Source organism: Kitasatospora sp. NPDC032150, from assembly GCF_055579945.1.
This window is the reverse complement of record NZ_JBVIMH010000006.1, coordinates 176306-191811: the sequence shown is the minus strand read 5'-3', so window position 1 is coordinate 191811 and position 15506 is coordinate 176306. Positions and strand designations below refer to the sequence as shown.

Annotated in this window: 13 protein-coding genes and 1 tRNA gene; 7 read left to right on the top strand and 7 right to left on the bottom strand. The window is 73.0% G+C overall.

Annotation, left to right across the window (positions count from 1 at the left end; genetic code table 11):
- Positions 1 to 94: 94 nt before the first annotated feature.
- The 4 genes from ACZ5ON_RS10225 to ACZ5ON_RS10210 are packed head-to-tail and all read right to left on the bottom strand — an operon-like array spanning position 95 to position 3279.
- Positions 95 to 1699, bottom strand: coding sequence for a PP2C family protein-serine/threonine phosphatase (locus ACZ5ON_RS10225; RefSeq protein ID WP_465588475.1), 1605 nt, complete (start codon positions 1697 to 1699; stop codon positions 95 to 97).
- Positions 1696 to 1857: a hypothetical protein gene (locus ACZ5ON_RS10220; protein WP_465588472.1), complete on the bottom strand. Its 162-nt coding sequence runs from the start codon at positions 1855 to 1857 to the stop codon at positions 1696 to 1698. Before ACZ5ON_RS10220 ends, ACZ5ON_RS10225 begins: the two co-directional genes overlap by 4 nt.
- A gap of 6 nt (positions 1858 to 1863) precedes the next feature.
- Complete coding sequence (locus ACZ5ON_RS10215) at positions 1864 to 2382, bottom strand: FHA domain-containing protein FhaB/FipA (RefSeq protein WP_465588467.1); 519 nt, start codon at positions 2380 to 2382, stop codon at positions 1864 to 1866.
- Between the two features lie 12 nt (positions 2383 to 2394).
- Complete coding sequence (locus ACZ5ON_RS10210) at positions 2395 to 3279, bottom strand: FhaA domain-containing protein (RefSeq protein WP_465588464.1); 885 nt, start codon at positions 3277 to 3279, stop codon at positions 2395 to 2397.
- Positions 3280 to 3715: 436 nt separating this feature from the next.
- On the opposite strand from ACZ5ON_RS10210, the gene ACZ5ON_RS10205 reads away from it, so the two are divergent.
- A tRNA-Leu gene (locus ACZ5ON_RS10205) sits at positions 3716 to 3799 on the top strand.
- A gap of 135 nt (positions 3800 to 3934) precedes the next feature.
- Here ACZ5ON_RS10205 and ACZ5ON_RS10200 read toward each other — a convergent pair.
- Together ACZ5ON_RS10200 and ACZ5ON_RS10195 are read right to left on the bottom strand one after the other, a co-directional pair.
- A complete protein-coding gene (locus tag ACZ5ON_RS10200; RefSeq protein ID WP_465588461.1) occupies positions 3935 to 5116 on the bottom strand; it encodes a sensor histidine kinase in 1182 nt (393 codons plus the stop codon).
- Complete coding sequence (locus ACZ5ON_RS10195) at positions 5113 to 5784, bottom strand: response regulator (RefSeq protein ID WP_465588458.1); 672 nt, start codon at positions 5782 to 5784, stop codon at positions 5113 to 5115. Before ACZ5ON_RS10195 ends, ACZ5ON_RS10200 begins: the two co-directional genes overlap by 4 nt.
- A gap of 394 nt (positions 5785 to 6178) precedes the next feature.
- Between ACZ5ON_RS10195 and ACZ5ON_RS10190 the strand changes: the two genes are divergently transcribed.
- Positions 6179 to 7897, top strand: a complete 1719-nt coding sequence (locus ACZ5ON_RS10190) for a phosphatidylglycerol lysyltransferase domain-containing protein (RefSeq protein ID WP_465588695.1) — start codon at positions 6179 to 6181, stop codon at positions 7895 to 7897.
- Between the two features lie 369 nt (positions 7898 to 8266).
- Here the strand turns inward: ACZ5ON_RS10190 and ACZ5ON_RS10185 are convergent, their stop codons facing one another.
- Positions 8267 to 11050 (bottom strand): SpoIIE family protein phosphatase, encoded by a 2784-nt coding sequence (locus tag ACZ5ON_RS10185; RefSeq protein WP_465588455.1) that lies wholly within the window; start codon positions 11048 to 11050, stop codon positions 8267 to 8269.
- Positions 11051 to 11401: 351 nt separating this feature from the next.
- Here ACZ5ON_RS10185 and ACZ5ON_RS10180 point away from each other — a divergent pair, with 351 nt between their 5' ends.
- From ACZ5ON_RS10180 to ACZ5ON_RS10160, 5 genes are all read left to right on the top strand, one after another.
- Positions 11402 to 12607 (top strand): rhodanese-like domain-containing protein, encoded by a 1206-nt coding sequence (locus tag ACZ5ON_RS10180; RefSeq protein ID WP_465588450.1) that lies wholly within the window; start codon positions 11402 to 11404, stop codon positions 12605 to 12607.
- Between the two features lie 193 nt (positions 12608 to 12800).
- Positions 12801 to 13442: a DUF5819 family protein gene (locus tag ACZ5ON_RS10175; RefSeq protein ID WP_465588447.1), complete on the top strand. Its 642-nt coding sequence runs from the start codon at positions 12801 to 12803 to the stop codon at positions 13440 to 13442.
- Positions 13439 to 14614: an HTTM domain-containing protein gene (locus ACZ5ON_RS10170; RefSeq protein WP_465588444.1), complete on the top strand. Its 1176-nt coding sequence runs from the start codon at positions 13439 to 13441 to the stop codon at positions 14612 to 14614. The genes ACZ5ON_RS10175 and ACZ5ON_RS10170 overlap by 4 nt, the downstream gene beginning before the upstream one ends.
- Positions 14596 to 14823 carry a hypothetical protein gene (locus tag ACZ5ON_RS10165; protein WP_465588439.1) on the top strand — a complete coding sequence of 76 codons (228 nt, stop codon included), beginning with the start codon at positions 14596 to 14598 and terminating at the stop codon, positions 14821 to 14823. The genes ACZ5ON_RS10170 and ACZ5ON_RS10165 overlap by 19 nt, the downstream gene beginning before the upstream one ends.
- Before the next feature lie 5 nt (positions 14824 to 14828).
- Positions 14829 to 15485, top strand: coding sequence for a TrmH family RNA methyltransferase (locus ACZ5ON_RS10160; protein WP_465588692.1), 657 nt, complete (start codon positions 14829 to 14831; stop codon positions 15483 to 15485).
- Positions 15486 to 15506: the final 21 nt, after the last annotated feature.

The window sequence follows — 15506 nt, the reverse complement described above, 5'->3', positions numbered from 1 at the left end:
CGCGCCGACCGCCGCTATGGCTGCTGCTCAGGTCAAAGGTGCTCACGTGGTAACCGCCCCCTGACGGCTGAGTGGGCCCGTGCGGGGGCCGGGGTCACTGGGTCGCGCAGGAGTTGGCCAGCTGCTGTTCCTGCTCGCTGAGGGTCGGCGCGGCGCCGGGGCTGCCGGCCGGGTGGGCGGCGTCCTGCGCGGGGGCCGGGCTGCTCTGGGTCCCGATGGCGCTGCCGGCGGCCGCGGGGCTGGGGCTCGCGCTCGGGGTGGCGGCCGGCGGCTGGGCGGAGGGCTTCGCCCCTTCGGAGATCTTCTTGCAGATCTCGGCCTGGGCGGCGAGGTGCTTCACCTGGTCGTGGGCGTCGTCCAGGCTCTTGGCCTGGATGGTGTTGCTCACCTGGGTGCGCTGGTAGGCCGGCAGGAACTTGAGTTCGATGTCGTCGTGGCGTTCGTACACCGACGAGAGGTTGATTCCGGCCAGGTTCTGGTTGAGGCCGCGGTAGACGGCCACGTGGTCGCCGTCGGTACCGACGTAGTACTGGTCCTGGGTCCACTGCCAGCCGAACCAGCCGGCCCCGCCGATCAGCCCGAGTGCCAGGGCCACGGCGAGCGAGACCTTCAGTCCGCGGCCCTTGCGGCGCGGGGTGTCCTCGTCGTCCTCGTAGTCGTCGTCCTGGTACGGCTGCTGCGGCTCCGGGGTGCCGTACGCGTCGTACGTCCCGTCGTAGCCGGCCCCCTGGGGTTCGCCCTCGGGGTAGCCGTAACCGTCGCCGTAGCCCTCGGCCGGGCCGAAGCCCGGCTGCTCGTAGCCGCTGGCCGGGCCGAAGGCGCCCTGCGGGCCCTGCGGCGGGCGGCCGAGACCGGCGGCGCGGCCGGCCGGGGTGTTCAGGATGGCCTGGTCGTGCGCGCTGGACGGCGGGGCGTCGGCGACCGCGCCGACCACCACCGGGATGTCGGCGAGCTGGCCGCTGAGGGTGTCGGTGGCGCCGACGTCGATCACGTCCGCGACGATGCAGGTGATGTTGTCGGGGCCGCCGCCGCGCAGCGCCAGCTGGATCAGCTCCTGGACGGTCTGCTGCGGGGCGTAGAAGCTCCCGAGCGTCTCCTCCAGGGTCTGGTGGCTGACCGGCCCGGAGAGGCCGTCCGAGCAGATCAGGTAGCGGTCGCCGGCCCGTACGTCGCGGATCGACAGGTCGGGCTCGACCTGGCCGCGGCCGTCCAGCGCGCGCATCAGCAGGGAGCGCTGCGGGTGGGTCTCGGCCTCCTCCGGGGTGATCCGACCCTCGTCCACCAGGCGCTGCACCCAGGTGTGGTCCTGGGTGATCTGGCTCAGGGCGCCGTCGCGCAGCAGGTAGGCGCGGGAGTCGCCGATGTGGACCAGGCCCATCCGCTGGCCGGTCCAGAGCATCGCGGTGAGGGTGCAGCCCATGCCCTCGAGCTGCGGGTCCTCCTCGACCATCTGGCGCAGTCGGTCGTTGGCGCCCTGGACCGCGTCCTTGAGCAGGGTGAGCAGGTCGGCGCCCGGGATGTCCTCGTCCAGCCGGACGATCGAACCGAGCACCTCGGAGGAGGCGACCTCGCCGGCCGCCGCGCCGCCCATGCCGTCGGCGACGGCCAGCAGCCGCGGCCCGGCGTAGCCGGAGTCCTCGTTGCCCTCCCGGATCAGACCCTTGTGGGACCCGGCCGCGAAACGCAGCACCAAGCTCATGCCCCCGCCTCGCTTCGCTCGGCGGTGTTCCCGCCGGACCTGGACACGATGTGCTCGCTCATGCGGAACGGGACCCCCTTCAGGGCGTCGGCGCGCACCAGGGCGGCAGCGTGGCAGCCGCGTGCCCGGCCGGGCGTGAACGGGATGCTGTCCCTCATGCGCTACTACTTCCGCAGTTCGATGACGGTCCTGCCGATACGGATCGGCATGCCCGGCTGGAGCGGGGTGGGCGTCGTGAGCCGCTGCCGGTCCAGATAGGTGCCGTTGGTGGAGCCTAGATCCTCGACCGTCCACTGCCCAGTCTGATCCGGGTAGATCCTGGCATGCCTGGAGGACGCGTAGTCGTCGTCCAGCACGATCGTGGAGTCGTGCGCCCGGCCGAGCGTGATGGTCTGGCCCTGCAGGGCCACGGTGGTGCCGGCCAGCGAGCCCTGCACCACGACCAGCTGGGTCGGCGCGCCGCGGCGCGGCCTGGACTGGGTCGCGGCGGTCTGCGGCGGCCCGGCGGGCCGGGCCGCGCCGGAGGCGCTCTGGGTCGGCGCCCCGGTGGGACGCCGCGAGGACCGCGGGTTCACCTTGGTGCCGAACAGGTCGCTGCGGATCACTTGCACCGCGACGATGACGAACAGCCACAGCACGGCGAGGAATCCAAGCCGCATGACCGTCAGGGTCAGATCTGACATAGGTGGCCCGTTCTACCCTTCGACCTGTCGGTAGACGATGGTGGTGCTCCCCAGGACGATCCTGGAGCCGTCGCGGAGCGTAGCGCGCTGGGTGTGCTGTCCGTCCACCACGATGCCGTTGGTGGACCCCAGGTCGAGCACCATGGCGGGCGTGCCGGGACGGATCTCCGCGTGCTTGCGGGAGACACCGGGGTCGTCGATCCGGACGTCCGCCTCGGTGGAACGGCCGAGCACCACGCCGTTGCCGGTCACTTGGTGCCGGGCGCCGTTGACCTCGATCCAGCGGCGGGTGGTGGACGCGCCACCGCCCGAGCCGGGGAACGGGCGGACGTTGCCGCCCGCGGCGGGCGGCACGGTGGGGGGCGCCGACGGCATCGGGGGCATCGCCGGGGGCGAGGCGGGCGGCGGCGGCGCGCCGTACGCGCCCGCGCCCTCCTGCTGCCACGGCGCGCCGGGCGCGGGCGGGGTGGGCTGGCGTCCGTAGCCGGCCTGGGCCGGCGGCGGGACGGCCTGCGGGGGCTCCTCGGAGGCGAGGGTGCGGCTGCGCACCCGGTAGAGGCCGGTGTCGAGGTCGTCCGCCTTCTCCAGGGTGACCTGGAGCGGGCCCATGAAGCTGTAGCGCTGCGCGTCGGCGTACTCGCGCACCATGCCGGCCAGCTCGGTGCCGAGCTGGCTCGAGTACGGGCTGAGCCGCTCGTGGTCGTGCGGACTGAGCTCGACGATGAAGTCGTTCGGGACCACGGTGCGGTCCCGGTTCCAGATGGTGGCGTTGTTGTCGCACTCGCGCTGCAGCGCCCCGGCGATCTCCACCGGTTGGACCTCGGATTTGAACACCTTGGCGAAGGTGCCGTTCACAAGACCCTCGAGCCGCTGCTCGAACTTCTTCAGGACTCCCATGGGGCACCCCCTTCCAAGGGCTTCGGTCGGGCCCGCTGCTCGGCCTACTTGCGGTACTTCCGTACTGATCGTATCCACGCCCGGCCCGTTCGTACGGTTCCCCGGGGATGTGGTGGCCGCCACGGACCCCTGCGCGGGGCGGTGACGGCCGCTTCGGCGGGGCGCTCGGGACGGTGTTCGGGAGTGGCAAGCCAGGGCTACCCGGACACGGGCCCGCTCACCCCTGGCGGATCGGGCCGGGACTCCGTCCGGGGGTACCGGGGCCGCCTCCGGTTGCGGGGCCGGGGGAACGGATTCGTAGGCGGCCCGCAGGTCGTGCTAATGTTTTCCACGTCGGAAGGGGCGCCCGCAAGGGAGCCGAACGGAAGACCAGCAGAGATAAGGTAAACTTCTCGGCGGGTCGGAAGAGCGGAAACACTCCAACGGCAACACCCATGCGCGGGTGGCGGAATAGGCAGACGCGCTGGATTCAGGTTCCAGTGCCCGAAAGGGCGTGGGGGTTCAACTCCCCCCTCGCGCACAGCGAAGCCCCGCAGATCTTCGGATCTGCGGGGCTTTTTTGTTGATTCACGGGTTTGTTGATTCACGGGCCCGGTGGTGATTTCGGAGCACCGGGGTTCTCCCGGGAATTCCCGGTGCTCCGGTGCCGGGCCGGCTACTCGCCCACGGCGGGGAGTTCCGCCTGGACGGTGAAGCCGCCGTCGGGGGTGGCGGCGGCGCTGAAGGAGCCGCCGAGCAACTGGGCGCGCTCGCGCAGGCCGACCAGGCCGTGGCCCCCGCCGGGGAGCGGGCCGGGACCGGTGCCCCGCCGCAGCGGCGGGCGCTCGTTGTGGACCTCCACCAGCAGCCGGGTGCCCTTGGAGGCGAGGCGGACCGCGACCGGGGCGCCGGGGGCGTGCTTGGTGATGTTGGTGAGAGCCTCCTGGACGGTGCGGTAGGCGGCCCGCTCGACCGCCTCGGGCCAGGGCCGGTCGCCGGGGCTGAGCTCACTGCTCACGGACAGCCCGCTGCCCTCGATCAGCCGGGGCAGGTCCGCGAGCCTGGGCTGCGGGACGAGCGGCTCCTCCTGCCGCACGCCGGCGGCGCGCAGCACGCCCACCATCTGGCGCAGCTCCACCAGGGTGCGCACGGACAGCTCCCTGATGGTGAGCGCGGCGGTTCTGGCCGCGGGGTCCGCGGTGCTCACCTGGAGGGCTCCGGCCTGGATGCTGATCAGGCTGACCTGGTGGGAGACCACGTCGTGCATCTCGCGGGCCAGCCGGGCCCGTTCGGTGGCCAGCACCCGCTCGGCCAGCAGCCGGCTCTCGCGCTGCTGGCCTTCGGTCAGCTCGTCCAGCCGGAGGGCCAGCTCGCGCCGGGTGCGGGCGAGCAGGCCGAGCGCGGTGGGCGCGGCGCCGAGCATCGCGCACTGGATGGCGTAGAGCGCGTTGTCCCGGTCGAAGGCGAACGGGTGGTCGGTGAGCGGCCAGTGGAAGAACTCGGACAGGGCGAAGGCGCAGGCGCAGACTGCGGCGACCCACGGCCGGGGCCGCCGGGAGGCCACCGAGTAGACGGCGGTGATCTGGGCGATCCAGATGAAGGTGACGAAGCTCGCGGGCAGGGTGAGCAGCAGCACCAGCACCGGGTAGCGGCGGCGCAGCAGCAGTGCCAGGGTGGCCAGCGCGGCCAGGGCGCGCTGCCACCACGGGGTGTCCAGGGTGACCAGGACGGAGTCCACGGTGGAAGCGAGGACGGGCAGCAGCAGCATCAGCCAGGGCGCGGTGAGCCAGCCCGGCCGGGTGCGGCGGGATGTCGCGGACGGCGGATGGTCTTCGGCCGGGGCGGTGTCGGGGGTCATTCGCCGTTCTGCTCGGGGTTGCGGACCAGGCCGGCCCGGTTGGCGACGACGGCGGCCTGGACCCGGTTGGCGGCGCCCAGCTTGCCGAGGATGGCGCTGATGTGGTCCTTGACGGTGCCGGTGCCGAGGAAGAGCCGGTCGGCGATCTCGGCGTTGGACAGCCCCTCGCCGAGCAGGGCCAGCACGTCCAGCTCGCGGCCGGTCAGGCCGCGGGTGAGCGCGGTCGCCTCGGCGTCCGGGCCGCCGCCCTCGACGTAGCCGCTGATCACGGTCCGGGTGACGGTCGGGGAGAGCACGCTGCCGCCGGCCGCGAGTATCCGGACGGCGTGCACCAACTGCTCGGGGGCGGTGTCCTTGAGCAGGAAGCCGGCCGCGCCGCCGCGCAGTGCGGTGCCGATGTACTCGTCGGTGTCGAAGGTGGTGAGCATGGCCACGGCCGGGGGGTTGGGCAGTGCGCGCAGCCGGCGGAGCACCGAGATGCCGTCCAGGTCGGGCATCCGGATGTCCAGCAGGACGACGTGCGGGCGCAGCACGGTGACCCGGTCCTCGGCCTGGCTCCCGGAGCAGTCGCCGACGACCTCCAGGTCCGGGGCGGATCCGACGATCAGGCCGAGGCCGGAGCGGACCAGGATCTCGTCGTCCACGATGAGTACGCGGATCGGCGTCATGGTCTTCTTCTCCTCGGGTGGGGCGGGTCGCCGGGGACGGCGAAGGCGGTCTGCCGGGTCCGAGCCTAGGGGCAGGTGGGAGCGGGTGACGCCCGGATCGGCGGGAAAGCACCCCCGCCGATCGGCGGGGGCCTGAATCGGCTACCTGGTTCACGTCATTCTCATCTTCGGTGAGCAACCATGGATTGCGGCGCCCCCCTCCCGGAACGGGCCGATCAGAACGCGGCCGTAATGGCCCGGCTCGTGCCGTGGGCGCGGTGCGGATGCGCCCCCACAACTGATCGTTTGGAATTGAGCCGTGTCCTCCACTGTGAAGCCGGAGTCGTCCGCCGTTCCCGGTTCGCGCTCCGGCGCTCTGGCGAGCCTGCTGGCGCGCTGGCGGCCGAGGGCCGCCATGGCGACCGTCTGGTACCTGAGGTTGATCGCCCTGGTGAACCTGGTGGCGGTGCTGGCGGTACCGTTCCGCAACCAGGTGGAGTCGCACAACGAGGGTGGGTATTTCACCCCGTACCTGGCGACCGCCGGTCTGACCTCGGCGGTGCTGTCGCTGTTCCTGGCCGTGGCGATGCGGCGGCGCAAACGGGCCGCCTGGATCTTCAACACCGTCGTCGGCGGGCTGACCTTCCTGGTCTTCGTGCTGCTGATGACCGTGTCCGGAGAGGGCGAGGACTTCGTCCGGCATCCGTTCAACTGGTTCTCCATGGTCATCACCGGGCTGTTCCTGTTGGCCCTGGTGGTCAGCCGGAAGGAGTTCACCTCCAAGGGGGACCGCTCCAACCCGAAGACCGGGCTGGCGGCGGCGGTCGTCGGCCTGGCGCTGGGCGGCGGGGTCGGTGCGCTGCTGGTCCAGACGACCAACACCGTGACGGGTGCCGGCTTCTGGGACCGCTTCGGCTACTCGATCGCCCGGATGGTCACCGTCGAGCCGTCTGCCCACGTGATCGACGTGATCAACGTGCCGACCTGGGTGAACGCCTTCATCAACGCGATGAGCGCGGTGCTCTTCCTGCTGGTGGTCTACCTGGCCTTCCGCAGCCCGCGCGGGCAGGAGCTGCTGACCGGGGAGGACGAGCAGCGGCTGCGCGCTCTGCTGGACAAGCAGGGCGAGCGGGACTCGCTGGGGTACTTCGCGCTGCGCCGGGACAAGGCGGTGATCTTCTCGCCGAGCGGCAAGGCCGCGGTGGCGTACCGGGTGGTCGGCGGTGTGTCGCTGGCCTCCGGCGATCCGATCGGGGACCCGGAGGCCTGGCCGGGGGCGATCGACGCCTGGCTGGCCGAGGCCAAGGAGCACGCCTGGGCGCCGGCCGTGATGGGTGCCTCGGAGGAGGCCGGAGTGATCTACGCCCGGCACGGTCTGGACGCGCTGGAGCTGGGCGACGAGGCGATCGTCGAGCTGGACGAGTTCTCGCTGGACGGCCGGGCCATGCGGGTGGTCAGGCAGGCGTACAACCGGGTGAAGCGGGCCGGGTACACGGTGCGGATCCGCCGGCACGAGGACATTCCCGAGGCCGAGATGGCCGAGCTGGTCGAGAAGGCGGACCACTGGCGGGACGGTGCCACCGAGCGCGGCTTCTCGATGGCACTCGGCCGCCTCGGCGACCCGGGGGACGGCCGCTGCGTGATGCTGGAGTGCCACAACGCGGAAGGCCAGCTGAGCGCGCTGCTGAGCTTCGTGCCGTGGGGTGAGCGGGGTCTCTCGCTGGACCTGATGCGCCGGGACCGGGAGAGCGAGAACGGCCTGGTGGAGTTCATGGTGATCGAACTCCTGCAGCGGGCGAAGGAGGTCGAGATCGACCGGGTCTCGCTGAACTTCGCGATGTTCCGGTCCGTTTTCGAGCGGGGTTCGAAGCTGGGTGCCGGGCCGGTGCTGCGGCTGTGGCGTTCGGTGCTCGGTTTCTTCTCCCGGTGGTGGCAGATCGAATCCCTCTACCGGGCGAACGCGAAGTACCGGCCGATCTGGGAGCCGCGTTATCTGCTCTTCGAGAAGAGCAGCGAGATTCCCCGCATCGGTATCGCCAGCGCCCGCGCGGAGGGCTTCATCACCGTGCCGAGCCTCCCCGCCCTGTTCCGTCGCCGGCATGCGAAGGCCGCCGTCCCGGCGGACAACTCCTAGCTGCCGGTGGCGGAGCCGAGCGGGAAGGGGTGACCCTCCGCCGGGGGGCGGAGGGAACCCGTCCGGAGCGGCTCCGGTCGTACGGGAACGACTCGCTCGAACACCCGACTGAACAGAACCGAATACCGTGACCCGAGTAGGGGGCACCGCCGAGCGGCGGTGCCCCCTCTTCTTCTCCGCCTCCAGGACGATCCGTGATTCCCCTTCCGAGCTGGGACACCGCGTTCATCCGCTGCCCGGGGTTGCTGCAGTGGCGCACGGAATCACCGGCGCACCGTCGGTTCTTCTTTTCCGGGGCAATAGGCCGGGGGGACAGACAGCAGTGCGGCGGACCCGGCCGGCGGCCCGCCTTCCGCGCCGCCGGGGTACTCAGCGGCGCGGAAGGGCGAGTTCGAACCAGACGACCTTGCCGACGGCCTTGCGGGCAGTGCCCCAGCGTTCGGACAGCTTGCTGACCAGGTGGAGGCCGCGGCCGCTCTCGTCCATGGACTCGGCGGGCTCCAGCGAGGGCAGGTTGTGGTTGTCGTCGCTCACCTCGACCAGGAGCTTGTCGACCCGGATCAGCTGGAGCTGGATGTGGTCCCTGGCCACCCGTACCGCATTGGTGAGCAGTTCGCTGACCAGGAGTTCGGCCGTGTCGGCGAGCGCCGTCAGCTGCCAGGCGGCGAGCTGCTCGCGGACCAGGGTGCGGGAGCGGCGCACCTCGGCGTCGCCGACCGACAGCTCCCAGGTGGCCACCTCGCTCGGGGCGACCCCGTCGAAGCGGGCCACCAGCAGTGCGATGTCGTCCTGCCGGTCCTCCGAGTGCAGCCGGTCCAGGACGACGTCGCAGGCCTCCTCGGGGGTCTGCTTGGGGTCGATCAGGTTGCCGCAGAGGGCGGCGAGCCCCGCTCCTATGTCCCCGCCCCGGACCTCGACCAGGCCGTCGGTGCACAGCACCAGCATCGAGCCGTCGCTGACGTCGATCTTCTTGGCCACGAACGGCACCCCGCCCACGCCGATCGGCGCGCCCTCGGGGATCTCCAGCAGCTCGCCCCGGCCGTCCGGGTGCACCAGCACCGGGGGGACGTGGCCGGCGCTGGCCAGCTCGCAGGTGCGGTTGATCGGGTCGTAGACCGCGTACAGGCAGGTGGCCAGATGGTCGTCGCCGAGCTTCTGGGCCAGGTTGTCCAGGTGGCGCAGCAGCTGTCCGGGCGGCAGGTCGAGGGCGGCCAGGGTCTGCATCGCGGTGCGGAAGCGGCCCATCGCGGCGGCCGAGTGCAGGCCGTGGCCCATCACGTCGCCGACCACCAGGGCAACCCGGCTGCCGGGCAGCTGGATCGCGTCGAACCAGTCGCCGCCGACCTCGGCCCGCCGGTCGCCGGGCATGTAGCGGTGGGCGATCTGCACGCCGGGGATCTTCGGCGGGCGGGTGGGGATCATCGAGCGCTGGAGCGTGGTGGCGACCTTGGCCTCGGCCCGGTGCAGCCGGGCGTTGTCCAGCGAGAGGGCGGCCCGGGCCGCCAGTTCGCGCAGGGTCGCCGCGTCGCTCTTGTCGAAGCCGGCCCGGTCCGGCAGCCGCAGCAGCTTGAGGATGCCGAGCACGGTGCCCCGGGCGGAGAGCGGCAGCACCAGCATCGAGCGACCGACCACCACCGGGACCAGGTCGGGCCCGCCGAGCGAGGCGGCGTAGTCCACCGCGACGTCCGGGTTGATCACCGGGACCAGGACCGGCTGGTTCTCCTGCAGGGCGAGACCCGGCGGGGTGGAGCGGGGCATGGCCAGCAGCGCGCCCTCGTCCAGGACGTGCTCCCAGCGGCCGGAGGAGGCGTTGAAGGCGCGGGCCACCCGGCGCAGCATGGTCTGGTCGTCCGGCCGGTTGGCGGGCAGCTCGGAGTCGGAGATCAGCCCGTCCATCAGGTCCACACAGGCGAAGTCGGCGACTCGGGGCACCAGGACCTGGCACAGCTCGCGGGCGGTGGTGTCCAGGTCGAGGGTGGTGCCGACGCTGCTGCCGACATCGCTCAGCAGGGCCAGCTGCTCGCCGGCCTGGCTGTTGGTCAGCACCTCGACGGAGGAGGGGGCGGCCGGCCCCGGGGGGAGGTCGGCGTCGCGCACGGGGGTGCGGCCGTTGGCGGCGGACTCGATGGCGGAGCCTCCCGGGATCGGGCCGGACGGGCCGGGGGACGTGCCGTGCGGACGGTCGACCCGGTGGCCGTCCGTATCGGCGGGTGCGGCGGTGCTCTGGTCGCCGTTCGCGGCCATGGCCGAGGCGGCGGCCTCGCGCGGCCCGGGGACGGCGGTGTTGAGACTACGCGAGCCGTCGGCGCCCTCGGCGGGCAGCAGTTGCAGGCCGGTTGCGACCGGCCCGCCCCCGGGGCGGCCCGCCTCCGGCGGGCGCCGGGTGGCTCTGGGCTGGACGGCCCGCTGCTGCGCTGTCGGGTAGCGGCGACCCAGCCCGGCGGCGATGCGGGCCACCCCGGAGCCGGCCGGCTCGTAGGGGAGGACCGGGAGTCTGGTGGTGGCGTCCACCCAGAGCGCGGGCAGGCCGGCGGCGGCCAGCTGGGCGAGCAGCCGGGCGCGGCGTTCGGGTGAACCGCCGGGCAGCAGGGCGGCCAGCGCGTCGGTGCCGCGCTCCCCGGCCGGGGCCAGGGCGGCGAACACCCGGTGGGCGCCGCCCTGGGCGGCGGCGTAGGAGAGCAGCCGGGTGCCGAGCGCGATCCGGGGGCCGGAGGCGCGCAGCTGGCGGGCGTCGGTGGCCAGGGCGAGCAGGCTGCGCCCGCCCGGTTCGGTCAGCGGGTAGGCCCACCAGAGGACGTCGCGGGGGCGGTCCTCGCGGTCCGTCACCGTCATCGACCCGGCCCAGGCGCCCTGCTCGAACTGGGTGAGGTCGTCCAGGGTGTCGAAGGCGTCGCAGCGCCGGGCGGTGCCGGGCGGGCGGGCGGCCGCGGTCTCGGCGCGCGGGTCGACGGCGGGGAGCAGGCCGGAGGCCGTGCGGCCGCAGGCCACCTCCGCGCGGTGCCCGAAGAGCTCCTCGGCGGCCCGGTTCCACTGGGCGATCCGGCCGTCCGGGCCGATCAGCACGGAGGCGAGGCGCAGTAAGGCGACCACCCCGGGGTGCTGGTCACCCGGGGGGCCGTCCGGGTGCGGTGTGGAGTTGGGCTCGTCCACCATGGATTCGGTCTGCTCCCGCCTGGCCGTCGTGCGGAGGGCGGCCGTTGTGAGCTCCTGTGTACGTGTGCTGTCGTGGCGGTGCTCGGATGCTGGGTGCCGGTGCTGTTCGTGTCGCTGCGTGTCCCCGCCGCCCGGCTGCCGGTGCGGCTGGTTGTGTGCCTTCCAGCGAAGCACGGAGAGCGCCGCCACTGATAGCGAATCGGGGAGATTCGTCAGTATCAGTTGCGTGTCTTGTGGTGTGCGCCGGGCTCGTACCTCCGGTTCATCCGATCGGAGGAGCACTTGCGGTCGTCGGGGCCCGGGTAGGGTGGCAGCCCGTACGGCCGCGGTGGACGGCCGTGGCGGATGGCCGTGACGGATGAAGGCGAGCAGGTGAGCGCGGAGAGCCCCGTCCAGTGGATCGACCCGGAACGGCAGCAGCTGGAGGAGCTGGTGGCCGCCACCGAGCTCGCCTGGCTGACGCTGGAGGTCGACGTCGAGACCCTGCGGGTCGAGATCGACAACTTCGCGCTCGTCCACCATCAGCTGCTCGGGCCGCTGTACGCCCGGCTGGACGAGCTGGACGCGCTGATCGCGGAGACCGTCGCGGTCCGCAGCGGCAGTCCGGAGGACGTCCGGCGGGCCGCCGAGGCCCGCGGCCGGGTCGAGGCGCTGCCCGACCTGGAGGCGCTGCTGGCCGATCTGCCGCCGGAGGTGGCCGAGCCCGAGCCGCCGCGCCGGGTCCGCCCCGGCAGGGACGCGCAGCGGATCTACCGCGACCTGGCCCGGCGCGCCCATCCCGATCTGAGCACCGACCCGGCCGAGCAGCAGCGCCGCTCCGCCTTCATCGCCCGGGTCAACGAGGCGTACGCGCACGGTGACACCGAGGCGCTGGAGCAGCTGGCCGACGAGTGGTCCACCGCGCCGGAGACCGCGCCGGAGCCCGACGCCCCGGACCGGCTGGAGTGGCTGCGCCAGCGGCTGGAGTGGCTGAAGGCGAAGATCGGGCAGCTGGCGGCCGAGCAGGTCCGCCTGGAGCGCAGTGCGATGGGCGAGCTGCTGCAGCTGGCGCCGCAGGACCCGGAGGGGCTGCTGACCGAGCTCGCCGAGCAGCTGCTGGCCAAGGCCGCCGAGCGGCAGGCCGAGCTCGACCGGCTGCTCGCCCCCGTACCGGACGGCGCCTCCCGTGGCCGTGCGGTACCGGACAATGGTGGAGACCACCGAGACCCTCAGGAGAATCCGACGATGTTCACCCAGCTCCCCAGCACGGACGCCGCCTCGGTGCCCGCCGACGCGCTGCTGCTCGACGTGCGTGAGCAGGACGAGTGGGACGCCGGCCATGTGGACGGTGCGCTGCACATCCCGATCGGCGAGGTGATCGCCCGGATCGGCGAGTTGCCCGAGCCGGACCGGCGGCTGTACGTGCTCTGCCGGGTCGGCGGCCGTTCGGCGCAGGTGGTGCAGTACCTGGTGGCGCAGGGCCGGGACGCGGTGAACGTGGACGGCGGGATGTTCGCCTGGGAGGCGGCCGGGCGTCCGATGGTGAGCGCGAACGGGCGGGACCCGTTCGTGCTCTGATCCGTACCGGGTCCCGGCCCCGGTCCCGGCCCCGGCCCCGGCCCCGGCCCCGGCCCCGGCCCCGGCCTGGGGGACGGGTGCCCCCGTCGCGCGGTTCGGCCGGGCCCTGAGATAGTGCAACCTGCTCGCGGTGGGACCGGGATCCGCGGTGGTGGGCCGGGCGCGTGGTACCTCGCGCCGCTGGGGGGCGTGCATGGCTGAGTCGGGGCGTGGCTGGTCGCTGCCGGCACTGGCGGTGCTCTGCTGCGCGGCGGCGTTCCTGATCGGCGGCAGCGCGGTCTTCCTGGGGGCGCTGTTCCTGCAGTCGGCGCCGCCCAACGCGCTGTCGCAGCGCTACCGGGCGCAGCTGAACGGCATCGTGTACCCGGAGTTCGAGCAGAACTGGAAGCTGTTCGCGCCGAACCCGCTGCAGCGGAACGTCACCGTGGACGCCCGGGTGCAGACCATCTCCGACACCGGCCGGACACGCACCCGGGACTGGGTCGGCCTGACCGCGCAGGACATCGCGGCGATACGGCACAACCCGGCTCCCAGCCATGCGGACCAGAACCTGCTGCGCCGGGCCTGGGACCTCTACGACTCCACGCACTCCGCCGAGGGCGGCACGGTGGGCGGCGAGCGCGGCAAGGCGGCCGAGGAGTACCTCAAGCGGGTCGCGCTGCAGCGCTTCGGGCGGACGGCCGGGGGCGAGCGGATCCTGCAGATCCAGCTCCGGGTGGGGGCGGCGACCATCGCGCCGCCCGCCTGGAGCGGGGAGGAGGTCCCCACCGGGACCTCCTACCGGGAGCTGGCCTGGTGGCCGGTGGACGAGGACGACTACCGGGGGCTGCTGTGACCGGTGCTCAGCAGGAGTGCCCGCCGCTTCCGCCCGGTACCCCCCGGCAGCCCGGGACACCACCCGCCGCTCCCCCGCCGGGCCGGTTCGCGCGGGCCTTCGAGCTGTTCACCACCCGGGCCGCCTTCCCGTACCAGGCGGCGGTGGTGCGGATCGGGTTCGGGCTGACGTGGACGGGCTTCCTGCTGCGCGAGTGGCCCCGCCGGCGGGTGCTGTACGGGGACCGCTCACCCTGGTCGGACGAGCTGGCGGCCCGGCTGCTGACCGAGAACCACGCCTTCACGGCGCTCTCCTGGTACCACGGGCGGCCCTGGTTCGAGCTGGTCTACCACCTGGCGATCGTCGCGGCGGTGCTGTTCACGCTGGGCTGGCGGACCCGGGCGAGCGGTGTGCTCTTCCTGGTCACCGTGCTCTCGCTGCAGAACCGGGCCGTCTTCGTCGGTGACGGCGGCGACAACGTGATCCATCTGATGGCCGTGTACCTGGTGTTCACCCGGTGCGCCCGGGTGTGGTCGCTGGACGCCCGCCGGGCGAGGGACGGGGGCGCGGTCTGGCTCTGGGTGCTGCTGGGGCTGGTGCTGCTGCTGGGGCCGGCGGGGCTTACCTCCTCGGCGGGACCGGCCGGACCGGTGGGTCTGCTGTGGGTGCCGTGGGCGGTCGCCGGGCTCTGGTGGGCCGTCAACCGCCTGCCTCCCGGCAGCGAGTGGCGCGATGTGCCGGACGCGCTGGCCAACATGCTGCACAACTGCGCGATGGCGGTGATCGCCGGGCAGGTGGTGCTGATCTACTCCACCGCCGGCTGGTACAAGGTGCAGGGCTCGCGCTGGCAGGACGGCACCGCGCTGCACTACCCGCTGCACCTGGACTACTTCACGCCCTGGCCCGGACTGTCGGGGGCGCTCGGCGCCGGCCTGCTGCCGGTCTTCCTGCTCAGCTACGGCACGGTGATCGTGCAGGTCGCCTTCCCCTTCACGCTGGCCAACCGGCGGGTGAAGAACGTGCTGCTGGCGGTGATGATGGTGGAGCACGCGGGGATCGCGGTCACCCTCGGGCTGCCGTTCTTCTCGCTGGCGATGATCGCTGCGGACGCGGTCTTCCTGCCCACCTCGGCGCTGCTGCGGGTGGGTCGCGGGGCCCGGGCGCTCGGGCGCCGGTGGCGGCGCGAACCCTAGACTTCCGGTATGTCCTGGTCCGCGGCGCTCACCGGGTGGACTTCGGCGGGCTGCGCTCGGCGCACGAGCGTTGGGACAGCCGGCTGGCCGAGCTGCCGAAGGAGGACCGCGCCGAGGTGGCCAGGGCCGGCGCCCGGCTGGTGATGGCGGCGATCACCGACCTCGACCGGGCGGTCAGGACCCGGCGCACCGTACCCTCGGGGGCGTGAGCAGCATCGGTGTGCCCCACGAGGGCGAGCAGTACGACGACGCCTTCGTTCCCGAGGACCGGGAGGTCGGTCTGGGACCGCACCCCGAACCGTGGCCGGCCGGGCCGCAGTACGACCCCGAGCTGCTCGCGGGCGGCGACCGGCGGAACGTGCTGGACCGGTACCGCTACTGGACCCGCGAGGCGATCGTCGCGGACCTGGACACCCGGAGGCACGGCTTCCACGTCGCGGTGGAGAACTGGCAGCACGACTTCAACATCGGCTCGGTGGTGCGGACGGCCAACGCCTTCCTGGCGGGCGAGGTGCACATCGTCGGGCGGCGGCGGTGGAACCGGCGCGGCGCCATGGTCACCGACCGGTACCAGCACGTGCGGCACCACGACAGCGTCGCCACCCTGGCGGCCTTCGCCGCCGAGCGGGGCCTGCCGATCATCGGGATCGACAACCTGCCGGGCGCGGTGCCGCTGGAGACGTACGAACTGCCCGAGCGCTGTGTGCTGCTGTTCGGGCAGGAGGGGCCCGGACTCACCGAGGAGGCCTGGGCGCACTCGACGGCGGTGTGCTCCATCGCGCAGTTCGGGTCGACGCGGTCGATCAACGCGGGCGCGGCGGCGGCCATCGCCATGCACGCCTGGGTGCGGGCGCACGCCGCCCTCGGCTAGGACGTCGCCCGGTGCGCTCCG